Here is a 21,681-nt window from a genome sequence, read left to right as displayed (position 1 = left end):
CCCACTCCGGCCTTCACGCAGCGCAGGCCCGGACGCCGATCGCGTCCGGGCCTGCCGTGTGTCCGGGGCCGTGCCGAGGGCCTACGCCCCTTGCCCGCTCCGCAGCTTCTCGTAGTACGCCGCACAGGCCTCGTAGGAGGGCAGGAGTCCCTGGCGTTCCGCCTCGGCCAGGGTCGGGGCCTGCTCGTCCTTGGGGGACAGAAGCGGGGTGATGCCCTCGGGCCACTCGATGCCCAGGGCCGGGTCCAGGGGGTGGATGCCGTGTTCACGGCCCGGGGCATAGCCCTCCGAGCACAGGTAGACCACCGTCGCGTCATCCGTGAGGGCCATGAAGGCGTGACCGAGGCCCTCCGCGAGGAACACCGCGTGCCGCGTGTCGTCGTCGAGCCGTACGGCTTCCCACGTCCCGTAGGTGGGGGAGCCGACGCGGATGTCGATCACCACGTCCAGGACGGCACCGCGGACGCATGTGACGTACTTGGCCTGGCCGGGCGGCACGTCGGCGAAGTGCACACCCCGCAGCACGCCCCGCCGCGAGACCGAGCAGTTGGCCTGGGCCAGGGACAGGTCGTGTCCCGTCGCCTCGCGGAACTCCGCACCGCGGTACCACTCGTGGAAGCTGCCCCGGTCGTCCGGGAAGACCTTGGGCTCCAGTACCCAGGAGCCCGCTATCCCCAGCGGTCGCATGCCGTCACCGCCCTCCGTTCCTGATACGGGAATTGACCTTCCGGCGCGCGGTGCCGAGCACCCGCCGGGCGCGCCGGGCCAGCCGCAGCGCGACACCGGGCCCCGGCGCCGGCGTCACCAGCACGCTTCCGCCCCCGGCGCGCAGGGCGAACGGCAGACCGGCGAAGCGGGCCTGGTCGGAGCCCGGGTTCGGGCACACCGCCACCCGCCAGACGTCGTCCGAGAGATCCTCGGGCAGGACCCCCTCCAGGACCGCGCCCGGCCGGTCGGCGTCGGGGGAGAGCGTGCCCGGCGTCTCCAGGATCCGGCGGGAGGAGACGAACCTCAGCCGCACCTGTGAATCGACCGGGACGTGCACCGGGAGCAGCACCCGGAACCGGTCGCCGGAGACGGTGACGTTCCCCGGTTGCACGCGGCCCAGCCCGAGCCGCTTGCCGCGCGCGCCGAGCTCCAGGGAGAGATTGCCGTGCGGTGTGGTCCAGTACGGCAGGACCGGGCGGTCGCCGACGACCCCCGCAAGGGGCGTGGGCCGGTCCTCCCGGGGCGCCGGGCCCAGCCTGCACTCCTTGGTCCAGCCGCCCGACTTCACCCGGACGAGTACGTCCCAGGCGCCGTCACGCGGCAGGACACCCGGGTCGACCGTGGCCGTCCCCCGCAGCACCAGCCGGACCTCCTCGCCGTCCCCGACCGGCACGGCCTCGCGGGTGAACTCCACCGGCTGGAAGTACTGGGCGGCGCTGGTGCGCTCCCGCAGCAGCAGATCGGCCGTGGCCTGCCCGAACCGCGCGGCGGTCTCCGACGCCACCCAGCGCACCGCCTCGGTCACGTCCTTCGGCACATCGGTCAGCGGTGCGGCCTCGGCGTCGGCGGGGAACAGCATCGGCTCGCCGCCGGACAGGTACTCGGCCGTGAGGCCGATACGGAGCGAACCGTCGCGCCACTCGATGTCCCCGGGGGCCGCCATGGGGGCGACACCCGCCTCCCACTCCGCGAAGGCCACCACGTCGTCGTACCGGTCGGCCGCCGTCAGCGCGGCGATGACCTGCTGCGTCGGCTGCAGACCGGCCGCGACACCGGGCCCGAAGCGCTCGACGACGACCTCGTGGATCTCCCCGAACAGCTCGCGGCGGTAGTCGTCCGGCAGGTTCAGCAGGCGCCGGGCCCGCAGCCGCTCGACCATCTCCACGCGCAGCCAGCGCCGGAACAGCCGGTCCCGCACCGGACCTGGCTCCGTGTACTGCTCGACGACGTCGAGGGCCTCGCGCAGGTTCTTGAAGTAGCCGACGGGGTCGAAGCGTTCGAAGCCGGCGTTGGAGCCGTCGTCCCGCCGGATGTGGTAGTAGCAGACGTAGTCGCTGAGCACGGAGACGTTCTCCGCGCGCAGATACGCCTCCGCGATGAAGACGTGGTCCTCCAGGCGCCGTCTGCCCTCGGGAAAGCGCAGGCCGATGCGGTCCAGGAAGGCCCGGCGGACCATCTTGTGCGGGGTGAGGCTGTCGATGAGCGGGGCGTTCTCGACGGTGGCACGCGGGTGGTTGCGGCGGAACAGCTCCACCGGTACCCCGCGGTTCTTGCCGGCCATCTTGCCCACGACGACGTCGGCGCCGTTGGCCGTGCCGTAGTCGTACATCCGCTCCAGGGCCTCGTCGCCCAGATAGTCGTCGTTGTCGACGAACATCACGAACTCGCCCCGGGAGGCCTCGATGCCGACGTTGCGGGGCTTGCCCGACCAGCCGGAGTTCTCCTGGTGGATGACCTTCATCCGGGGGTCCTCGGCGGCGAGCGCGTCGAGCCGGGCCGGGGTCTCGTCGGTCGAGCCGTCGTCGACGAAGATCACCTCGAACTCGTCGGGAGGCAGCGACTGCCGCTGCAGCGAGGAGATGCAGTCCTCGATGTAGATCCCCGGGTTGTACACGGGGACGATGACGCTGACCTTGACCGGCATCGGGTTTCCGGGCCCCTTCGGGTCGCTTGCCGTAGACGTCCTGTTGTACTGCGTGTTGCCCGATGCTAACCCGCTCGGCGAGGTCGCCCCACCTTTCGAGACCTCGCCGTGATCATCTCCACCGACAGGGCAACTGAGCTGCGGTGTCTGTCTGTTCGCGGTCAAGGTGGCTCAGTCGGAGACGTCCACTCCGTAGCCCCGGGCGAGGGCGCCCAGCCCCTGGTCGTAGCCCTGCCCCACGGTACGGAGGCGCCACAGCGGGCCGCGGCGGTAGAGCTCGGCGAGCAGCAGGGTGCGCTCGGTGGTCGCGGCGTCCAGCGTGGCCTGGGCCAGGGGCGCGGCACTGGGGCCCGGTCCGGAGCTGATGTGGATCGCGCCGACGTCGCCGAAGGTGGGCGAGCCGTCGATGGCGGCGGCGACCACGACCTTGCGGGCCGAGGGCGGCAGGGCGGCGAGATCGACGCCGATCGTCTGCTCGGTCGGCCCGTCGCTGTGCAGCCGCACCGTCCCGCCCGGATTCTCCGGCGCGCCGTAGAAGACGAAGTCCTCGTCGCAGCAGACCTGTTCGTCCTCGTCGACGACGAAAGCGACCACGTCGATCTCGCACGACGTCTGCTGCGCCCAGGCCGCGGTGACGGTCCAGGGGACCGCGGAGGAGGAGCAGCCCGGCTGCGGCAGGTCGATGACGCCGCCGCGCGGGAGGACGAGGGGTGCCGCCGGCCCGCCGCCCTGCCGGGGGAGCGGGGTGATGACCGGCGCGTCGAGCCATGTGGCCGCGTGTGTGGGAAACGCGAGGGCGGTGATCCGCTTCATCCGGCGGTCCCGCTCGCCGCCCTCCAGGAGCACGACGTCGGTGACGCTCGCGGAGAGGTTGATCGCCGCTGCCCCACCGAGCTCGACGATCCTGCCGCGGGCCGCGACGGCCTCGGGGTGCGTGCCACCGAGGGCCAGGACGCGTCGGCCGGACAGGGGGCGGTCCTGGGAGGCCGAGCCTGTCGTACGCGGCGGCGTGGACGGTGCCGACGGCGCCCCGACGGGGAGGGGCGGGGTGGGGACCGAGGGCTCCTGGACCGGCGGGACGAGGGCTGTGGCAGGGCTCGTCGTGGGTGAGGGGATCAGGGTTTCCGCGTTCGGCGTCCGCTCGTGCCGTGTCCCCGGCCGGACGTCCCCCAGCAGCCGTACGAACGTGGCCTCGTCGAGCACCGGCACCCCCTCGGCCAGGGCGCGCCGCGCTTTGCCGGAGCCGGACGAGGTGTCGTTGCTGACCAGTGCGCTGGTGTGCCGGCTGACGGACCCAATGACGTTGAGTCCGGCCTCGACGGCCTGCCGCTCCAGCTCCGCGCGCGGCGTCCGGGTCTCGCCGGTGATCGCCACCTTCATGCCCTGCACCAGTGGCCCGCCCGGTTCCGGCCGCCCCGGGTTGCGGTAGGCGCACGGCGTCTTGGGCGTCCGGGGTGCGAACCGGGGGTCCTGGCGAGGCGGACAGGACACGAACGGCAACGGCAGTTCGAGGCGCGCGGCCTCCCGCAGCGAGGCGCGCAGCACGCCTGCCAGCACCCGGGTGTCGTCGAGGGCGTCATGTGCCCTGACCTGGCGGACGCCGTAATGGGCGGCGAGCGTGCCCAGCCTGAGATCCTCGGTCGGCGGATCGACCCGCCGGTTCAGCGCGAGGGTGCACAGGCGACGGGCCACCGGAAGCGCGGTGCCGGCGCGGGCGAACTCGTGGGCGAGGAAGTCGTAGTCGAACTGGGCGTTGTGCGCGACGAGCACCCGGTCCCGCAGCATCGCCGCGATCCGCGGGGCGACCTGGTCGAAGACCGGGGCGCCGCGCAGCCGCTCGGCCGTCAGTCCGTGGACATGCACCGGTCCGGGATCGCAGCCGGGGTCCAGAAGGGTCGAGAACTCGTCCGTCTGCTCCCCGTCCGGCCCCAGAATCACCACGGCCAGGGACAGGACCCGGTCGCGGCGGGCGACCAGCCCTGATGTCTCCACGTCGACCACCGCCCAGTCGTGGGCGTAGTCGCGCAGGCCGGACGCATCGAAGGCAGGGGAGAGGAGAGGCATGGAGGAAGGATGGAGGGGTCTTCACCGACCCTTCAACCTGGATGTCGATTCATCCGCATAAGTGGATATTGAACGGCACCCTCTAGGGTGAGGATGTGCGCCTGCTTCTGATGTCCGACACCCACCTGCCCAAGCGGGCCAGGGAACTGCCCGCCCCTCTGCTCGCCGAACTCCCGACGGCCGACGTGGTGTTCCACGCCGGGGACTGGGTCGACGTGGACACGCTCGATCTGCTGGAGGCCCGCAGTCGCAGGCTCGTCGGGGTGTACGGGAACAACGACGGGGCGGAGCTGCGTGCCCGGCTGCCCGAGGTGGCGTACGCGGAACTGGGCGGTGTGCGGTTCGGCGTGGTCCACGAGACGGGCGGCAAGCAGGGCCGGGAGCAGCGGTGCGCCGCCCGGTTCCCCGAGCTGGACGTCCTGGTCTTCGGCCACAGCCACATCCCCTGGGACACCACGGCCCCCACCGGCCTGCGCCTGCTGAACCCGGGCTCCCCGACGGACCGGCGCCGCCAGCCCCACTGCACGTACATGACCGCCACCGTCGCCGGGGGCCGGCTCACGGACGTGGAACTGCACCGGCTGCCGCCCCGCGCACCGCGCTGAACCGCTGACCGTGCGCGGGACAGGATCGCCCCATTGCGCGAGGCGGGTCTCGCCGACATCGCCGCCGGGGCCTCGACCTCGCCACCTCCCCGGTGATCCCGGCCTGGGGCCGCCGTCCGACGGGCGACGGCCCGCAGTCCTTCCTCTAGAGTCGGCCCCATGACGGAGGCACCGGCCCTGGACCGTGGCGCGCGGTCCCGCGACGCGATACTGGACACCGCCGGCGAGCTGATGTCGCGCCATGGCTACGCCGCCACGTCCATCTCGATGATCTCCACCGCATGCGGTCTGCCGGTCAGTTCGATCTACTGGCACTTCCGCAGCAAGGACGGGATCTACGTCGCGGTGCTGGAGCGGGCGAGGACCGCGCTGCTGGCGGCGCTGCCCCCGGCCGAGGTGCCGGGCGCCGACGTCGCGGAGCGTCTGGACACCTTTCTCACCGAGCTCGCGGGCGCGCTCCGATGCCACCCGCGAGGTGTGAAGCTGCTGTTGGGACTGGGCATGGTGCAGAAGGACGCCAGCGCGGCGGCCGTGGCCGAGGTGCGTCACTACCGCGACGCACTGGTGGCCTGGGCCCGCGACTCCGTCAGCTCAGTCTTCGCACTGCGTGACCGCCCCGAGGTGGCGGACGAACTGGCGCGCTTCACACTGAGGATGACGAGCGGAACCGCTGTCGCCCGCTGGTTCGAGCCGGACGCCGCGCTGGAGACCGAACCGCTGCGCGTGGCCTTGCTGGCGCTGGCCGCCCACCACGGCGTTGCCGTACGGGAGGCCCCCGGCGACGGAGCGGTCAGGGGGTGTGGCGCGGCGTCATGACACGGCCTCGTAGGCGCCGATGTCGCAGCCGGCGCCCTGGGGGCGCGTGACGCCGCGCTGGTCGGTGGCCGGGCAGCCCTCGGCCGCGTCCCGGGCGGGGCTCCCCGGCAGCAGCGCGACGGTGTCGGTGGGACCGCCGTTGTCCGCGAGCGGTCCCAGCAGGGGTGTACGGCTGGGCAGATCGCCTGCGCCGGTCAGCCGGCAGCTGCCGTCGCCGTCGAGGTTGTGGCCCTGCGAGGTGATGGTGGCGAAGGCCTTCTTGCAGTTTGCGGGCGCGCCGTCGACGGAGTTGCCGGCGATGACGGAGTTGCGCAGCGTCATGCGGCCGAGAGGGAGATCGATGATGTCGGGGATCGGCGAGTGCAGGCTGTCGAGGTAGGCCGGGGCGATGTTGATCCCGCCTCCGCCGTCGCTGGAACGGTTGCCGGTGATGGTCGAGTTGAGGATCTCCACGGGGCCGGTGCCCCTGATGTCGATGCCTCCGCCGTATCCGGCGAGGCTGCCGGGCCGGTCGCCGGGGTTCGTCACCCGGTTGTCCGCGATCGTCGAGTTGGTCACGGTGCCGGTGGCGTCGAACCTGATGCCACCGGCCTCTCCCGCGGTGTTCCCGCTGACGGTGCTGTCGATCAGGTCGAGGTGGGAGTCCGGGACGTTGAAGATGCCGCCGCCGTAACCGGCGGAGTTCCCGGTCACGGCGACCCGCCGCAGCGTCATGTGATGGCCGTTGGCGATCGCGCCACCACCGGTGTCGGTGATGGGCAGTTCGCGCTGCGCGGTCACCCCTCCGGTGATCGTCAGATCGGACAGCCGGGAGTCCGCCTGCATCCGGAAGGCCCGGTCCAGGCGGTTGGCGTCGACGACGGTGGTCCGCGCGCCGCCGCCCTTGATCGTGACGGGAGCGGCGACGTTCAGGTCGCCCGTAGTGGGGTCGGGGTGGTCGCCGTTGATCAGCCGCGGGTCCGGCGGGATCGTCAGCCGGTAGTGGCCGGGAGGCAGCGTGATCGTGCTGCCCGGCCGGGCGTTGGCGGCCATCACCGCCGCACGCAGGCTGCAACGGCCCGTGGCGGTGAGGCAGCGGCCGTCCGCCCCGTCGGCGTCGACCGCGTCGGACATGGTGTCCACGGTGAACTCCGCGGGACCGGAATCCACGGGAACGGCGGCACGGGCGACGGGAAGCGCGGCGGTGGCGAGGAGGACGGCGCTGATGGCGGCTGTGACAGTGGTGCGTTGCATGAGGAACCCCTCTCGGCGAGGCATCCGGGCGTACCAGGACTCGGCTTCTGTGAGGACTTCGTGCTGGTGAGCGATGCGCGGCTCGTGCGGGGAACGGCGTCGGAGCGTCCGGGGGCGCGCCTCCCGGGTACCGTCCGCGGTCTGGAGGGAGCGTTCCATTCAGAGCGCACCGTGTCCACCGGCGAACCGGAAATGGCCGAATGGGGATGCCGCGGCGACGGGTCGGGAGCCGGACCGAAGCGGGGCGTGGAGGCCGTGGTGGCCGATGTCCGCTGGATGTTCACGACGTGTTCCGGGGCGGCCCGAACGCGCGCCGCCCCCCGGGGGTCATGGGGGGCGGCGCGCGGCAGTTCCCGGTGCGGGCGGGGCGAACTGCTGGGGACGGTCAGCCGGTCGGGTCGAGGATGATCTTGCGGACGCCGTCGGAGCGGCCCGCGAACAGTTCGTACGCCGCCGGTCCGTCGGAGAGGGCGAAGCGGTGGGAGACCACGACCTCGGGCTTGATCCGTCCGGCACGGGTGAGGGCGATCAGGGGAGGGAGTTCGTAGTGCACCGAGCACAGCCCGATGGCGAACTCCAGTTCCTTGATCTGCGCCAGGTACATGTGGAACGGGAACGCCTTGTTCTGGCTGACTCCGATGACGCTCACGCGGCCGGCCTGCCGGACGGCCTTGACGGCGAGTTCGATGGTCGCGTCGGAGCCCACGGCCTCCACCACGGCGTCCGGCCCGCGCCCGGAGGTCATCTCCCGGACGGCCGACCGCACGTCGTCCCCCTCGACCGGCTCGACGCCCAGACCGGCGGCGAAGGCACGGCGCTCCGCGACCAGGTCCACGCCCAGCACCCGGGCCGCGCCCATCGCGAAGGCGGACTGAGCGGCCATGAGACCGACCGGGCCCAGGCCGATGACCAGGACGGTCTCACCGGGCTGGATACGGGCACGGCGGCAGCCGTACCAGGCGGTGGGCGCGTTGTCCGTCAGGACGACGGCGGCCTCGTCGGAGATGTCCTCGGGCAGGGGCACCAGATTCACGTCGGCGCAGGGCACCGCCAGGGCCTGGGCCTGGCTGCCCGGGAGCTTCGGGCTGACTCCGTAGCAGAGGTCCGTGCTCGACGTGGCGCGCTCGCAGCGGGCGGTGAACCCGGCCGCGCACTGCCGGCACTGCGCACAGCCGACCGAGGCGGGCACCAGGACCCGGTCGCCGGGCTTGAACCGGGTGACCTGGGCGCCGGTTTCGACGACCACGCCGACGCATTCGTGTCCCGGTGTGTAGCCCAGTTCCGGGGTGAACCCGTGGCCGTCGTAGATGTGCAGGTCGCTGCCGCAGATGCCGGCCGCGGTCACCCGCACCACCGCGCCGGCGGGGCTGGTGACGGCCGGGTCGGGGAGGTCCCCGTAGCGGATGTCGTGACGACCGTGGTAGGTCAGTGCCTTCATCGGATCGTTCCCTCCCTGTCCCTTCCTCCCTTCGGCCCGGTCAGTCCGCGATCTTCAGCACCAGCTTGCCGCGGTTGTCCCCACGGAACAGCCGCATCAGGGTGTCGGGGAACTCCGTGACCGAGCCGGACACCACGTCCTCCAGGGACTTCAGCCGGCCCTCCGCCCGCCACGTCGCCATCTGCGCGATGCCCTCCGCGTACCGGTCGGCCCAGTCGAACACCACGATGCCCGTCATGGAGGCGCGGTTCACCAGCAGCGACAGGTAGTTGGCGGGGCCCTGCGGCTTGGTGCTGTTGTACTGGGAGATCGCGCCGCAGACCACGACGCGGGCGCCGCGCGCCAGCCGCAGCAGTACGGCGTCCAGCACGTCGCCGCCGACGTTGTCGAAGTACACGTCGACGCCGTCGGGGGCGTGCTCGCGCAGGGCCTTGCGGATGTCCTCGCTCTGGTAGTCGATCGCGGCGTCGAACCCGAACTCGTCGACCACCGTCCGGCACTTGGCCTCGCCGCCGGCGATGCCGATGACCCGGCATCCGAGGATCTTGGCGATCTGCCCGACGACGCTGCCGACTGCCCCGGCCGCTCCGGAGACCACGACGGTCTGCCCCGGTTCGGGACGCCCGACCTCGATCAGGCCGAAGTAGGCCGTCAGACCCGACATGCCGAGCGTCCCGAGATAGGTCGGCAGGGGAGCGGCCGCAGGGTCGACCTTGGTCACGCCGCGCCCGTCCGACACGCAGTACTCCTGCACGCCGAACGTGCCCGACACATGGTCGCCGACCGCGAACCCGGAGTGCCGGGAGGCGATCACTCTGCCCACCGCGCCGGCGCGCATCACCTCGCCGATCTCCACCGGGCGGATGTAGGACCTGCCCGCGTTCATCCAGCCCCGCATCGCCGGGTCGATCGACAGACAGAGCACCTGCACCAGGAACTCCCCGTCGCCCGGCTGCCCCGCAGGCTCCTCGACGTGCTCCCAGTCGGTGGGGCGCGGCTCTCCCACGGGACGTGCGGCCAGGCGTATCTGGCGGTTGATCGTGCTCATCTCCGGCGCCTCTCCTCGGCTACATACCGCCCAGTCGGTACGGCCGTGAGCGTACGGGTGCCCGCCGTCCGAGGCAAGAGCCGGAGCGCTACGCCTCACGGCCCGCGCGGCCGGCCGGACCCGGGCGGCGCGCTACTCCTGCCCCGGCACCGCCATCTCCCCGAGGAGTGACCAGTCGTCCTGCGGGATGTTCGCGTTCACGATGCGCGGTGTCTCGGCCAGATGCGGAGGCAGCGTCTGCTGGGCGGTCTTGAAGTGAGCGGACTGTACGTGGGCGGCTCCGGCCTCGTCGTCGCGGAAGGCCTCGACCAGGACGTACTCCGTCGGCTCGTCCACGCTGCGCGACCAGTCGAACCACAGGCAGCCGGGCTCGGCGCGGGTCGCCCGGGTGAAGTCGGCGGCGATCTCGGGCCAGCGGTCGGCGTGCTCGGGGCGGACGCGGAACTTCGCGGTGATGAAGATCATGGGATTCCCTTCGGTGACGTGCCAAGTGTCAAGTGCTGAAGTCTAGAAGCGCGGTGGGGGTTCAGGAGGACCGGTACGGGTGCACCGCCCCCTCCGTCGCGGTCAGCGGCGCGCCGCTGCCGCCCCACCGCAGCGCCACGATCTCGGCGGCGACGGACACCGCCACCTCCTCGGGCGTACGCGCCCCGAGGTCGAGGCCGACCGGTGAGCGCAGCCGCGACAGCTCGCGCTCCGTGAGTCCGGCCTCGGCCAGCCGTTCCGCCCGGTCGGCGTGGGTGCGGCGGCTGCCCATCGCCCCGATGTAGGCGGCCGGGCGGCGCAGCGCCTCCGTCAGCAGCGGCACGTCGAACTTCGGGTCGTGGGTGAGGACGCAGATCACCGTGCGCTCGTCGGTGACGGTGTCGCGCAGATAGCGGTGCGGCCACTCGGCGACCACCTCGACGCCCTCCGGGAAGCGCCGGGGCGTGGCGAAGACGGGGCGGGCGTCGCAGACGGTGACCCGGTAGCCGAGGAAGTCCCCGATGCGGGCCACGGCCGCGGCGTAGTCGATCGCGCCGAAGACCAGCATCCGCGGCGGCGGAGCGAAGGACTGCAGGAACACGCTCACGGAGTCCTCGCGGCGCTGCCCCTCGGGCCCGTAGTGCCGCAGGCCGGTCGCGCCGAGGGCGAGTTCGCCGCGGGCGTCGGCGGTCACGGCCGCGTCCAGGCCGAGCGTGCCGAGCGTGCCGAGCGTGCCGAGGGTCCGGTCCGGCCAGACGGCGAGGGCCGCCCCGCGCGGCGCCGGGCCGTCGGTCACGGTCGCCACGGTGACCGGCTCGCCCGCCGCGACCGAGTCCGCGACGGCGCCGAAGCCGGGGTCCCGCTCGGGCGTGACCGCGCGCACGAGCAGAGTGATCTCGCCGCCGCAGGTCAGGCCGACCGCGAAGGCGTCCTCGTCGCTGTAGCCGAAGGTCTCCAGCACTGCCTCGCCGCCCGCGGCGACCTCCTGCGCCAGTTCGAACACCGCACCCTCGACACAGCCCCCGGAGACACTGCCCACGACCTCCTCGCCCGGGCCCACCGCCATCGCCGCGCCCGGGTCGCGCGGCGCGCTGCGGCTGACCTGGACGACCGTCGCGAGCCCGAACGGCACCCCGGCCGCGTACCAGCGGCCGAGCACCGGGAGAACGTCACGCACCAGCCGCTCCCTTCCTTGCGCGCACCCCGCCGGGTACCCCGGCGGCGGTTAATTCCGTTGTGACCCTCCGTGCCGGTCTGCTGCACTGCTGAGGACAGCGTCGTCACCGAGTCCGAAGGAGCGTCAGATGCGCCGTGCGTGCATGTCCCCCCAGTCAGGAAAGGACCTCTCTTTGAAGGACATGACGCTTCGTGCACATGCTCAACCTGGGAATTCTCGCCCATGTCGACGCCGGTAAGACCAGCCTGACCGAGCGGCTGCTCCATTCGGCCGGGGTGATCGACGAGATCGGCAGCGTCGACGACGGGAACACCCGCACCGACACCCTCGCCCTGGAGCGCCGGCGCGGCATCACCATCAAGTCCGCCGTCGTCTCGTTCCCGCTCGACGGCGTGACCGTCAACCTCATCGACACCCCCGGCCACCCGGACTTCATCGCCGAGGTGGAGCGCGTCCTCGGCGTGCTGGACGGCGTCGTCCTGGTGATCTCCGCCGTGGAAGGCGTGCAGGCGCAGACGCGGGTGCTGATGCGGACGCTGCGGCGGCTGCACATCCCGACCCTGCTCTTCGTCAACAAGATCGACCGGAGCGGGGCGCGCCACGAGGCGGTGCTGCGGGAGATCTCGGCCCGGCTGACCCCGGCGATCGTGCCGATGGGGACCGCCACCGGCCTCGGCACCCGCGCGGCCCGCTTCACCCCAGGGCTCGGACCGGCCGCCGCCCTCGACGTCCTGACCGGGCACGACGACGCCCTGCTGGCCGCGTACGTCGAGAACACCGTCACGCACGCGTCGCTGCACGGCTCCCTCGTCACGCAGACCCGGGAGGCGCTCGTCCACCCGGTGTACTTCGGCTCCGCCGCCACGGGCGCCGGCGTGCGGGAGCTCCTGTCCGGCATCGGAACCCTGCTTCCCACCGCCGACGGCGACGCGGACGGCCCGGTCTCCGCCACCGTGTTCAAGGTCGACCGGGGCCCGGCGGGGGAGAAGGTCGCCTACGCCCGGATGTTCTCCGGAACCCTGCGCACCCGCGACCGGGTCCCCTTCGGCACGGACGGCGCCGAAGGCCGGATCACCGGCATCAGCGTCTTCGGCCATGGCACGGACACCCGCGAGGACTGCGTCGCCGCCGGCCGGATCGCCCGGCTCACCGGGCTCGGCGACATCCGGATCGGCGACGCGATCGGCGCACCCCGTACGGCGTACGAGCACGTCTTCGCCCCGCCCACCCTGGAGACGGTCGTCGTCCCCGGCCCGGGGGTGAACCGGGGAGCGCTGCACCTCGCGCTCACCCAACTCTCCGAGCAGGACCCGCTGATCGGCCTGCGCCGCGACGAACGACGCCAGGAGACCTCGGTCTCGCTCTACGGCGAGGTGCAGAAGGAGGTCATCCAGGCCACCCTCGCCGAGGAGTACGGCCTCGACGTCACCTTCCGCGAGACGACCCCGCTCTGCGTCGAACGGCCCGTCGGCACCGGGCAGGCCGTGGAGTTCGACAAGAAGGACCCGAACCCGTTCCTCGCGACGGTGGGGCTGCGCGTCGAGCCTGCGCCGGTGGGCTCGGGCGTCGGATTCCGGCTGGAGGTGGAGCTCGGGTCGATGCCCTACGCCTTCTTCAAGGCCGTCGAGGACACCGTGCGCGAGACCCTCGACCAGGGGCTGCACGGCTGGCAGGTCACCGACTGCGTGGTCACCATGACCCACAGCGGCTACTCGCCCCGGCAGAGCCACGCCCACCAGCGCTTCGACAAGAGCATGTCGAGCACGGGGGCCGACTTCCGCGGCGTGACCCCGCTGGTGCTGATCGAGGCGCTGCGGCGGGCCGGGACGCGGGTCCACGAGCCCATGCACCACTTCCGCGTCGAGGCGCCCGCCGACACCCTCGGCGCCCTGCTGCCGGTCCTCGCCGGGCTCGGGGCCGTACCCGAGCGGACGCGGAACCGGGAGGACGTCTGCGTCCTCGAAGGCACCGTGCCGGCCGCCCGGGTGCACGCCCTGGAACAACGGCTGCCGGGACTCACCCGCGGCGAGGGCGAGCTGGAGAGCGCCTTCGCCCACTACGCGCCGGTCACCCACGGCACGGTTCCCGAGCGCCCGCGCACCGACCACAACCCGCTGAACAGGAAGGAGTACCTGTTGAACGTGACACGAAGGGCGGGCGGCTGAGGTGTGCGGGCCGGGCGAGCGGCAACGTACTCCAGAGTCAGGGGTGTTGACGAAGACCTGTCCGCCGTACGCCTCGCCGACACGGGCACACCCGTACTGCGCCAGGACGCCCGGCTCCTGGACCGCCCTACCCCAGCGCCACGGCCCGCTCCGAACTGGCGGCTTGGGCGGCGAAGGAGGTCAGTTGGCGGAGGGGTTCGTCCAGTCGGCCGCGACATGGCCGAGCCGGACGCGCTGCGGGTGGTCGCCGACCGGCACGGAGACGATCTTCCTCCCGGTGGCGAAGTCGATGGCCGTGACCTGGTCGGTGCCGCTCTCGGAGACCACGCAGGACGTGCCGTCACCGCTGACCGTGGCCCAGTAGGGCTTGGAGACGGTGACGAGCGGGCCCTCCTGGAGGGTGGCGCGGTCGACGACGGTGGCGTAGTCGTCCATCGTGCCCGCGACGCACAGCTTGCGGCCGTCCGGGCTCATCGAGATGCCGTGGTGGCGCGAGTCGTTGACGAAGGTCGTGCGGTCGTCACTGGTCGCCGGGTTCTTCGGCAGGGTCTTCGTGCGGGTGATCTTCTCGGTGGCGATGTCGTACTCGAAGAAGCCGTTGAAGAAGGAGACCTGGAAGTACAGCTTCGACTCGTCCGGTGAGAAGACGGCCGGGCGGACGGCGTCGGAGTAGTCCTTGAGGCCGAGCGCGTCCAGCTGCGGACGCATGTCGATGACCTTGACCTGCTTGTACGTCGTGGCGTCGACGACCGTGATGCGCCGGTCGCCCTTCGTCCAGTCCAGCCACGGGGCGTCGGTCTGCGTGTTCACGTCGCCGATCGCCATGTTGTAGATGTACATGCCGTCCTGGGTGAAGATGTTCTCGTGCGGCTTGTCGCCGGTGCCGAACCTGCCCAGCTCCTTGCCCGAGACGATGTCCAGCACATGGACGGTGTTGGAGGTCGACGCCGACACCGCGACCCGCTTGCCGTCGGGGGAGACGGCCATGTGGTCGGAGCGGTAACCGGACACGGGGAAGCGCCAGTTGAGCCGCCCGGAGGCGAGGTCGATCGAGACGACGTCGGCGAAGCTCGGCCGGGAGACGACCACCGAGGTCCCGTCCGGTGTGGAGTACATGTCGTCGACGAACTGGTCATGGCCCTCACCGACGCTGTTGCGGATCGCCATGAAGTAGATCCACTTGATCGGGTCGGCGTTGATCGCCGCCATCCGCTCGTCCTTGTCAGGGATGACGTTGATGCGGCCTATCTTCGCGAAGTCGCCGGAGGACCGGATGACGTCGGCGGTGCCGTCCCAGTTGTTGCCCACGAACAGCACCTCGCGCAGCGCGGCGGAGGAGTCCGGGGAGGCCGCGGTGGAGTGTGTGGCGGCGGTCGCGGGGGCGGTGACGGTCAGGGCGAGGGCTGCGGCTACGGAGCACAGGTGCCGGCGTCGGAAGACGGGCATGACTGCTCCCCTCTCTGCTGTGGGGTCTCGGCCGTGGAGCGGGGCGTCGTGAGTGGGACATGCCAAAGCTGGGCGCGTGGAATCTGAACACACGTGCTTTCAGAGTGAACTTACTGAAAAGTAAGGAAGGGGTGGCCTTCTCCACAAGACCGCGTACACGACAAAATCAGTGTTCGAACGACGAAGGGAGAGCCGGTGCCGGGCAGACTCAGAGCGCCGACCGGCCGCTACGGCGGCAAGACCGCTCAGGAGCGGCAGGCCGAGCGGCGCCGGCGGTTCCTCGACGCCGCGCTCCAGCTGTTCGGCGACGCCCCCGGCTTCCGCGGCACCACGGTCGCGGCCCTCAGCGAGACGGCCGGGCTGTCCACGCGCCAGTTCTACGAGGAGTTCCGCACCCTCGAGGACGTGCTCGCCGCGCTGCACCTCCAAGTCAACGGCTGGGCCGAGGCGGCGGTCCTGGAGGCGGCCGCGGGCGCGGCGGAGCTGCCGCTCGTCGAACGCGCCACCGCCATCTTCCGTGCCTACGCCGGGAACGTCGCCGCCGATCCGCGCCGCATCCGCATCACCTTCGTCGAGATCATCGGCGTCAGCCCCCGCCTGGAGGAGCAGCGGCTCGCCCGCCGGGCCGGCTGGGTCGACCTCATCTGCGCCGAGGCCGACGCGGCCGCCGCACGCGGAGAGGCCGCACCCCGCGACTACCGCCTCGCCGCGACGGGTTTCATCGGCAGCGTCAACGGCCTCCTGCACGACTGGAGCGCCGGCTGGGTCGACGCGACCCTCGACGAGGTCGTCGACGAACTGGTCCAGCAGCTGCTGGGCATTTTGTGGCCGCAGGGGTGGAAGAGGGAGGGGTGAGGGCGGGGGCGCGGGCCGGGTGCGGGCGGGCGGTGCCGGGCGGCGGGCGCAGGGCGCCGGGTGCGGGCCCGAGCGCGGGCTGCCGGATGGTGTGCTGCTTGGCCCAGGCGCACGGCATCAACCTCCGCGGGGCCGCTCCCCGGTGGTGCTCCACCTCAGCGCCGGTCACGGCCCGGCCCCACCCGGACGGAGCCCGATGACGCTCCCGCTACTCGTCCCAGGCCTGGACCAGGGTCTGCTCGACGATCTTGCCGTCGCGCAGCCCGATCATGGACTCGGACAGCACCCGCACCCCGTCCGCGTACTGGCAGCTCTCGCTGTAGGCGGCCTCGTCGCCCTGGATGACGCAGTGCTCCAGCGTGTGCGACATGTCGCGGCTGTAGACGTCCTCCAGCATCCGGCCGATCTCGTCCCGGCCGTGCAGGACCTTGGGGTGGCTGGGCTGGGTGGTGTGGTCCACGATGCGCAGCTCCGCATCGTCGGCGTACAGGGAGAGCAGGATGTCCGGATTCCCTTCCACGCCTTGGCGCAGGGTGTCCCGGCCGAAGGCGGTGTCTGCCGCGGTTCCCATGATGACCTCCTTCGAAGGGCCGCGACCCGGCGGACGCGGGCCGCGAAAAAGGCCTCTCTGTCGAGCGTCCTCCCACCGGGCGGGCTCGGCAAGCGCAACCGGAACACTGGGCCTGACGGGTGAGCGGCACCGCCCGCCCGTGTCCGCCGGGGACCCGTTCGCGTTGCGCCAGGCATGATCTCAACACGACGTATCGTCGCCGCCGTTGGTCTCGCCGCTGGGGTCACCGGCCTCGCCGCGCCGATGGCGAACGCGGCCGACGCGGAAGCGAAGAGCCCGCTCAGCCCGATGGCCGCCCTCGACTCGCTGACCGTGAGCGACATCCCCGCCGCGCACAAGGACGAGATCCCGCGGCCCTCCACGCAGCTGGCCGGGCTCAACCGTCTCAACGACCTCGACCAGCTGAACCAGGTCGTCGGTCTGGTCTCCCCGCTCTTCGGCTTCGTCCCGAACATCCGCTGACCGCGGCGCACGCCGAGGGCCGCCCGGTTCCGGGCGGCCCTCACGCGTACGCGGACTTCAGTCCGCGGTGGCCAGGAACTGCGTCGCCGCCAGCTCCGCGTAGAGCGGATCGGCCGTCACGAGCTCACGGTGCGTGCCGACGGCCCTGACCCGGCCCGCGTCCATCACCACGATCCGGTCGGCCATCGTCACCGTCGACAGCCGGTGCGCCACGACGAGCACCGTGGCCGTGCGGGCCACGTCCGCGACGGTGTCGCGCAGCGCCGCCTCGTTCACCGCGTCCAGCTGCGAGGTCGCCTCGTCGAGCAGCAGCAGCCGGGGGCGGCGCAGCAGCGCGCGGGCGATCGCGACGCGCTGCCGCTCACCGCCGGACAGCTTGGTGCCGCGGTGCCCCACGAGCGTGTCGAGGCCGCCGGGCAGCCGGGAGACCAGACCGTCCAGCCGGGTCGTCTTGAGCACCCGCGCGAGGGCGTCCTCGTCCGCCTCCGGATTGCCCAGCAGCAGGTTGTCCCGCAGGGAGCCCGACAGGACCGGCGCGTCCTGCTCCACATAGCCGATCGCGGCGCGCAGCCGGGGCAGCTCCCAGTCGTTCAGGTCCCGCCCGTCCAGCGTGATCACGCCGGACTCGGGATCGTAGAACCGCTCGATCAGCGAGAAGACCGTCGTCTTCCCGGCGCCGGACGGGCCGACGAACGCCGTCATGCCCCGCGCGGGCACGGTGAAGGTCACTCCGTGGTGAACGTGGGGCAGGTCGTCGGCGTAGCGGAAGCGGACGTCGTCGAAGGCCAGAGCGGCGGGCTCGGCGCCGGGGGAGGGCAGCGGGGCGGCCCCGGCGGCCGGTTCGGCGGGCAGGCGCAGGGCCTCCTCGATGCGGGTGAGGGCCGCGGCGCCCGTCTGGTACTGGGTGACGGCGCCGACGACCTGCTGTATCGGCGACATCAGATAGAAGACGTACAGCAGGAACGCCACCAGTGTGCCCACGTCCACCGCGCCGGTCGCGACCCGAGCGCCGCCCACGGCGAGCACCGTGATGAAGGCGATCTGCATGGCGAGCCCCGCCGTATTGCCCGCGGCGGCCGACCACTTGGCGGCCCGCACGCTCTGCCGCCACGACTCCTGCGCCGCCTCGTGCAGCGTCCGCTCCTCCCGGTGCTCCGCGCCGGACGCCTTCACCGTGCGCAGGGCGCCGAGGATCCGCTCCAGCGAGGCACCCATGACCCCGACCGCGTCCTGCGCCTGCCGGCTCGCCTGGTTGATGCGCGGCACGATCAGCCCGAGAACCACGCCCGCGCCCAGGATCACGGCCAGGGTGACGCCCAGCAGCACGGCGTCCACCAGGCCCATCATCACCACCGTGGCGACGAGCGTCAGCCCGCCCGTGCCGAGGCCCACCAGCGAGTCGGTGGTGACCGCGCGCAGCAGTGTGGTGTCGGAGGTGATGCGGGCCATCAGGTCCCCGGGTTCGCTGCGGTCCACGGCCGTGATCCGCAGCCGCAGCAGATACGACGACAGGGCACGCCGCGCGCCGAGCACCACCGACTCGGCGGTCCGCGTCAGCACGTACGAACCCAGCGCGCCCACCGCCGCGTTGGCCACGACCAGGGCCGACATCGCCAGCAGCGTGCCCGTGACGGCCCGGTCGTGCGACAGGTCGTCGATCAGGCCCCGCGCCACCAGCGGCAGCAGCAGCCCGGTCGCCCCGGTGACCAGCGAGAGCAGCGCACCGGCGAACAGGGACCAGCGGTGCGGCCGTACGTATCCGAGGAGCTGCCGCCACGGGGGTGCGGCGGTCTCGGTCTCTGCGATGCTCACGGCGCTCCCTCGGCGTCGGCGGAGCGTTCAGGCTATGTCGCCGCCGACCCGCCAGGCCTGCCCTTTTCGAGCGGAACAGGCCGGCCGATCCGCGCCCTTTACCGATCAGTGGCGCGTAGGGTCGGAAGGGAACGGACCCCGGCCGACGAAGGAGTCAGCAGCATGGCCCAGGAAGTACGCGGCGTGATCGCCCCCGGCAAGGACGAGCCGGTGCGGATCGAGACGGTCGTGGTGCCCGACCCCGGCCCGGGCGAGGCCGTGGTGCAGGTGCAGGCCTGCGGGGTGTGCCACACCGACCTGCACTACAAGCAGGGCGGCATCAACGACGAGTTCCCGTTCCTGCTCGGCCACGAGGCGGCGGGCGTGGTCGAGGCGGTCGGCCCGGGCGTCACCGACGTCGAGCCCGGTGACTTCGTGATCCTCAACTGGCGTGCGGTGTGCGGGAAGTGCCGTGCCTGTCGGCGCGGGCGGCCCTGGTACTGCTTCGACACCCACAACGCGCAGCAGAAGATGACCCTCGCCTCGACCGGCCAGGAGCTGTCCCCGGCCCTGGGTATCGGCGCCTTCGCGGAGAAGACGCTGGTCGCGGCCGGACAGTGCACCAAGGTCGACCCGCGCGTGGCCCCGGAGGTGGCCGGGCTGCTGGGCTGCGGTGTGATGGCCGGCATCGGCGCCGCGATCAACACCGGGAACGTCGGCCTCGGCGACTCGGTCGCCGTCATCGGCTGCGGCGGGGTGGGCGACGCGGCCATCGCCGGATCGCAGCTGGCCGGAGCGGCGACGATCATCGCCGTCGACATCGACGACCGCAAGCTGGAGACCGCCCGCTCCATGGGCGCCACCCACACCGTCAACTCGCGTGAGAACGATCCCGTAGAGGCGATCCGCGAACTCACCGGCGGCTTCGGCGCCGACGTCGTCATCGAGGCCGTCGGCCGCCCCGAGACGTACAAGCAGGCCTTCTACGCCCGCGACCTCGCCGGCACGGTCGTCCTCGTCGGCGTCCCCACACCCGAGATGAAGCTCGAACTGCCGCTGCTCGACGTCTTCGGCCGCGGCGGATCCCTCAAGTCCAGCTGGTACGGCGACTGCCTGCCCTCCCGCGACTTCCCCATGCTGATCGACCTGCATCTGCAGGGGCGCCTGGACCTCGGCGCGTTCGTCACGGAGACGATCGGGCTCGACGAGGTGGAGAAGGCGTTCGAGCGGATGCACCACGGCGACGTGCTGCGCTCGGTGGTGGTGCTGTGATGACGACCCGCATCGAACACCTTGTCACCTCCGGGCAGTTCAGCCTCGACGGCGGCACCTGGGACGTCGACAACAACGTGTGGATCGTCGGTGACGACCACGAGGCGATCGTCATCGACGCCGCCCACGACGCCGACGCCATCGCCGAGGCCGTCGGCGACCGCCGGCTCACCGCCATCGTGTGCACGCACGCCCACAACGATCACATCGACGCCGCCCCCGCCCTCGCCGAGCGCACCGGCGCCACCATCTGGCTGCACCACGACGACCTGCCGCTGTGGAAGCAGACCCACCCGGACCGCGAGCCGGACGCCTGGCTGGTCGACGGCCAGACCATCGAGGCCGGCGGCGCCGACCTCAGGGTCCTGCACACTCCGGGACACGCGCCTGGTGCCGTCTGCCTCTACGACCCGGGACTGGGCACCGTCTTCACCGGCGACACCCTCTTCCAGGGCGGCCCCGGCGCCACCGGCCGGTCCTTCTCGCACTTCCCGACGATCATCGAATCGATCCGCGACCGGCTGCTGACCCTGCCGCCCGAGACTACGGTCCACACCGGCCACGGCGACTCCACGACCATCGGCGCCGAGGCCCCGCACCTCCAGGAATGGATCACCCGGGGCCACTGACCGCGTGTCGCCGGTAAAAGGCGACAGAAGATGTCCGGCTTACCCGTGACCCTGGAGACGACACGCAGCCACGGTCACGGGAGGTCGGACATGTCAGCTCCGTTGCAGGACAAGGTCGCACTGGTCGCCGGGGCGACCCGGGGCGCGGGCCGGGGGATCGCCGTGGAACTCGGCGCGGCCGGCGCCACCGTCTACGTCACCGGCCGCAGCACTCGCGCCCGCCGCTCGGAGTACGACCGGCCCGAGACCATCGAGGACACCGCCGACCTGGTCACCGCCGCCGGCGGCCACGGCATCGCCGTCCCCACCGACCATCTCGACCCGGCGCAGGTCCGGGCCCTCGTGGACCGGATCGCCGACGAACAGGGCCGGCTCGACGTCCTGGTCAACGACATCTGGGGCGGCGAGAAGCTCTTCGAGTGGGACGCCACCCTCTGGGAGCACGACCTCGACAACGGCCTGCGCCTGCTGAGGCTCGCCGTCGAGACACACGCCGTCACCAGCCACCACGCCCTGCCCCTGCTGCTGCGCAACCCGGGCGGCCTGGTCGTCGAGGTCACCGACGGCACCGCCGAATACAACGCCGAGAACTACCGCGTGAACTTCTTCTACGACCTCGCCAAGGCCTCCGTGCTGCGCATGGCCTTCGCCCTCGGCCACGAACTCGGCCCGCGCGGCGCCACCGCCGTCGCCCTCACCCCCGGCTGGCTGCGCTCGGAGCTGATGCTGGACGGCTTCGGGGTACGGGAGGACAACTGGCGCGACGCCCTGGAGCGCGTTCCCCACTTCGCGATCTCGGAGACCCCGCACTACGTGGGCCGGGCCGTGGCCGCACTCGCCGCCGACGCGGACGTGGCGCGCTGGAACGGGCAGTCGCTGTCCAGCGGCGGCCTCGCCCAGGTGTACGGCTTCACCGACGTCGACGGCAGCCGCCCGGACGCCTGGCGCTACCTCGTGGAGGTGCAGGACGCGGGGAAGCCCGCGGACGTCACCGGATACCGGTGACACGCAC

General features: G+C 72.0%; 19 protein-coding genes and 1 riboswitch. Of the genes, 8 read left to right on the top strand and 11 right to left on the bottom strand.

Annotated elements, in window-relative coordinates; genetic code table 11:
* Positions 1-81: 81 nt before the first annotated feature.
* The 3 genes from rfbC to IGS69_RS01960 all read right to left on the bottom strand — a co-directional run bounded on the left by rfbC (position 82) and on the right by IGS69_RS01960 (position 4,696).
* Entirely contained in the window at positions 82-687 is a 606-nt protein-coding gene (gene rfbC, locus IGS69_RS01970) for a dTDP-4-dehydrorhamnose 3,5-epimerase (RefSeq protein ID WP_190896345.1), read from the bottom strand.
* Between the two features lie 4 nt (positions 688-691).
* Positions 692-2,632, bottom strand: coding sequence for a glycosyltransferase family 2 protein (locus tag IGS69_RS01965; protein ID WP_190896343.1), 1,941 nt, complete (start codon positions 2,630-2,632; stop codon positions 692-694).
* Positions 2,633-2,803: 171 nt separating this feature from the next.
* On the bottom strand, positions 2,804-4,696 hold the full coding sequence (locus IGS69_RS01960) for a DEDDh family exonuclease (protein ID WP_190896341.1): 1,893 nt from the start codon (positions 4,694-4,696) through the stop codon (positions 2,804-2,806).
* Positions 4,697-4,791: 95 nt separating this feature from the next.
* Between IGS69_RS01960 and IGS69_RS01955 the strand changes: the two genes are divergently transcribed.
* Together IGS69_RS01955 and IGS69_RS01950 are read left to right on the top strand one after the other, a co-directional pair.
* Positions 4,792-5,301 (top strand): metallophosphoesterase family protein, encoded by a 510-nt coding sequence (locus tag IGS69_RS01955; RefSeq protein WP_190896339.1) that lies wholly within the window; start codon positions 4,792-4,794, stop codon positions 5,299-5,301.
* Between the two features lie 159 nt (positions 5,302-5,460).
* Complete coding sequence (locus IGS69_RS01950) at positions 5,461-6,117, top strand: TetR/AcrR family transcriptional regulator (RefSeq protein ID WP_190896337.1); 657 nt, start codon at positions 5,461-5,463, stop codon at positions 6,115-6,117.
* Here the strand turns inward: IGS69_RS01950 and IGS69_RS01945 are convergent.
* The 5 genes from IGS69_RS01945 to IGS69_RS01925 all read right to left on the bottom strand — a co-directional run bounded on the left by IGS69_RS01945 (position 6,112) and on the right by IGS69_RS01925 (position 11,478).
* A complete protein-coding gene (locus IGS69_RS01945; RefSeq protein WP_232543409.1) occupies positions 6,112-7,350 on the bottom strand; it encodes a right-handed parallel beta-helix repeat-containing protein in 1,239 nt (412 codons plus the stop codon). The two genes, IGS69_RS01950 and IGS69_RS01945, sit on opposite strands and share 6 nt — an antisense overlap.
* Positions 7,351-7,735: 385 nt before the next feature.
* Complete coding sequence (locus IGS69_RS01940; protein ID WP_190896333.1) at positions 7,736-8,788, bottom strand: alcohol dehydrogenase catalytic domain-containing protein; 1,053 nt, start codon at positions 8,786-8,788, stop codon at positions 7,736-7,738.
* A gap of 40 nt (positions 8,789-8,828) precedes the next feature.
* Entirely contained in the window at positions 8,829-9,836 is a 1,008-nt protein-coding gene (locus tag IGS69_RS01935) for an NADP-dependent oxidoreductase (RefSeq protein WP_190896331.1), read from the bottom strand.
* A gap of 132 nt (positions 9,837-9,968) precedes the next feature.
* Positions 9,969-10,301, bottom strand: a complete 333-nt coding sequence (locus IGS69_RS01930) for a putative quinol monooxygenase (RefSeq protein WP_190896329.1) — start codon at positions 10,299-10,301, stop codon at positions 9,969-9,971.
* Between the two features lie 61 nt (positions 10,302-10,362).
* Positions 10,363-11,478 (bottom strand): XdhC family protein, encoded by a 1,116-nt coding sequence (locus IGS69_RS01925; RefSeq protein ID WP_190896327.1) that lies wholly within the window; start codon positions 11,476-11,478, stop codon positions 10,363-10,365.
* 191 nt (positions 11,479-11,669) lie between these two features.
* Between IGS69_RS01925 and IGS69_RS01920 the strand changes: the two genes are divergently transcribed.
* Entirely contained in the window at positions 11,670-13,643 is a 1,974-nt protein-coding gene (locus IGS69_RS01920) for an elongation factor G (RefSeq protein WP_190896325.1), read from the top strand.
* A gap of 180 nt (positions 13,644-13,823) precedes the next feature.
* Here IGS69_RS01920 and IGS69_RS01915 read toward each other — a convergent pair whose 3' ends face one another.
* Positions 13,824-15,089 carry a YncE family protein gene (locus IGS69_RS01915; RefSeq protein ID WP_190896323.1) on the bottom strand — a complete coding sequence of 422 codons (1,266 nt, stop codon included), beginning with the start codon at positions 15,087-15,089 and terminating at the stop codon, positions 13,824-13,826.
* Between the two features lie 195 nt (positions 15,090-15,284).
* Between IGS69_RS01915 and IGS69_RS01910 the strand changes: the two genes are divergently transcribed.
* Positions 15,285-15,944 (top strand): TetR/AcrR family transcriptional regulator, encoded by a 660-nt coding sequence (locus tag IGS69_RS01910; RefSeq protein ID WP_190896321.1) that lies wholly within the window; start codon positions 15,285-15,287, stop codon positions 15,942-15,944.
* A gap of 94 nt (positions 15,945-16,038) precedes the next feature.
* Positions 16,039-16,123: riboswitch (ZMP/ZTP riboswitch) on the bottom strand.
* 29 nt (positions 16,124-16,152) lie between these two features.
* Here the strand turns inward: IGS69_RS01910 and IGS69_RS01905 are convergent.
* Positions 16,153-16,515: a nuclear transport factor 2 family protein gene (locus IGS69_RS01905; protein WP_190896319.1), complete on the bottom strand. Its 363-nt coding sequence runs from the start codon at positions 16,513-16,515 to the stop codon at positions 16,153-16,155.
* Between the two features lie 174 nt (positions 16,516-16,689).
* Between IGS69_RS01905 and IGS69_RS01900 the strand changes: the two genes are divergently transcribed.
* Complete coding sequence (locus IGS69_RS01900; RefSeq protein WP_190896317.1) at positions 16,690-16,977, top strand: hypothetical protein; 288 nt, start codon at positions 16,690-16,692, stop codon at positions 16,975-16,977.
* 57 nt (positions 16,978-17,034) lie between these two features.
* Here the strand turns inward: IGS69_RS01900 and IGS69_RS01895 are convergent, their stop codons facing one another.
* The gene (locus tag IGS69_RS01895) at positions 17,035-18,789 is read right to left on the bottom strand and encodes an ABC transporter ATP-binding protein (protein ID WP_190896316.1); all 1,755 of its coding nucleotides are present in this window, start codon (positions 18,787-18,789) and stop codon (positions 17,035-17,037) included.
* Between the two features lie 162 nt (positions 18,790-18,951).
* On the opposite strand from IGS69_RS01895, the gene IGS69_RS01890 reads away from it, so the two are divergent.
* The 3 genes from IGS69_RS01890 (at position 18,952) to IGS69_RS01880 (ending at position 21,674) form a co-directional block, all read left to right on the top strand.
* Complete coding sequence (locus IGS69_RS01890; RefSeq protein ID WP_190896314.1) at positions 18,952-20,040, top strand: S-(hydroxymethyl)mycothiol dehydrogenase; 1,089 nt, start codon at positions 18,952-18,954, stop codon at positions 20,038-20,040.
* The gene (locus IGS69_RS01885; protein WP_190896312.1) at positions 20,040-20,669 is read left to right on the top strand and encodes an MBL fold metallo-hydrolase; all 630 of its coding nucleotides are present in this window, start codon (positions 20,040-20,042) and stop codon (positions 20,667-20,669) included. The genes IGS69_RS01890 and IGS69_RS01885 overlap by 1 nt, the downstream gene beginning before the upstream one ends.
* 90 nt (positions 20,670-20,759) lie before the next feature.
* Positions 20,760-21,674: an SDR family oxidoreductase gene (locus tag IGS69_RS01880; protein ID WP_190896310.1), complete on the top strand. Its 915-nt coding sequence runs from the start codon at positions 20,760-20,762 to the stop codon at positions 21,672-21,674.
* Positions 21,675-21,681 lie beyond the last annotated feature (7 nt).

The organism is Streptomyces tuirus (assembly GCF_014701095.1).
Taxonomy (GTDB): domain Bacteria; phylum Actinomycetota; class Actinomycetes; order Streptomycetales; family Streptomycetaceae; genus Streptomyces; species Streptomyces tuirus.
This window is presented reverse-complemented; position numbering and strand designations above follow the sequence as displayed.

Excerpts from the sequence above, each read along its gene's own strand:
- rfbC (WP_190896345.1), bottom strand. The coding sequence starts at position 687 with ATGCGACCGCTGGGGATAGCGGGCTCCTGGGTACTGGAGCCCAAGGTC.
- IGS69_RS01965 (WP_190896343.1), bottom strand. The coding sequence starts at position 2,632 with ATGCCGGTCAAGGTCAGCGTCATCGTCCCCGTGTACAACCCGGGGATC.
- IGS69_RS01960 (WP_190896341.1), bottom strand. The coding sequence starts at position 4,696 with ATGCCTCTCCTCTCCCCTGCCTTCGATGCGTCCGGCCTGCGCGACTAC.
- IGS69_RS01950 (WP_190896337.1), top strand. The coding sequence starts at position 5,461 with ATGACGGAGGCACCGGCCCTGGACCGTGGCGCGCGGTCCCGCGACGCG.
- IGS69_RS01945 (WP_232543409.1), bottom strand. The coding sequence starts at position 7,350 with ATGCAACGCACCACTGTCACAGCCGCCATCAGCGCCGTCCTCCTCGCC.
- IGS69_RS01940 (WP_190896333.1), bottom strand. The coding sequence starts at position 8,788 with ATGAAGGCACTGACCTACCACGGTCGTCACGACATCCGCTACGGGGAC.
- IGS69_RS01935 (WP_190896331.1), bottom strand. The coding sequence starts at position 9,836 with ATGAGCACGATCAACCGCCAGATACGCCTGGCCGCACGTCCCGTGGGA.
- IGS69_RS01930 (WP_190896329.1), bottom strand. The coding sequence starts at position 10,301 with ATGATCTTCATCACCGCGAAGTTCCGCGTCCGCCCCGAGCACGCCGAC.
- IGS69_RS01915 (WP_190896323.1), bottom strand. The coding sequence starts at position 15,089 with ATGCCCGTCTTCCGACGCCGGCACCTGTGCTCCGTAGCCGCAGCCCTC.
- IGS69_RS01905 (WP_190896319.1), bottom strand. The coding sequence starts at position 16,515 with ATGGGAACCGCGGCAGACACCGCCTTCGGCCGGGACACCCTGCGCCAA.
- IGS69_RS01900 (WP_190896317.1), top strand. The coding sequence starts at position 16,690 with ATGATCTCAACACGACGTATCGTCGCCGCCGTTGGTCTCGCCGCTGGG.
- IGS69_RS01890 (WP_190896314.1), top strand. The coding sequence starts at position 18,952 with ATGGCCCAGGAAGTACGCGGCGTGATCGCCCCCGGCAAGGACGAGCCG.
- IGS69_RS01885 (WP_190896312.1), top strand. The coding sequence starts at position 20,040 with ATGACGACCCGCATCGAACACCTTGTCACCTCCGGGCAGTTCAGCCTC.
- IGS69_RS01880 (WP_190896310.1), top strand. The coding sequence starts at position 20,760 with ATGTCAGCTCCGTTGCAGGACAAGGTCGCACTGGTCGCCGGGGCGACC.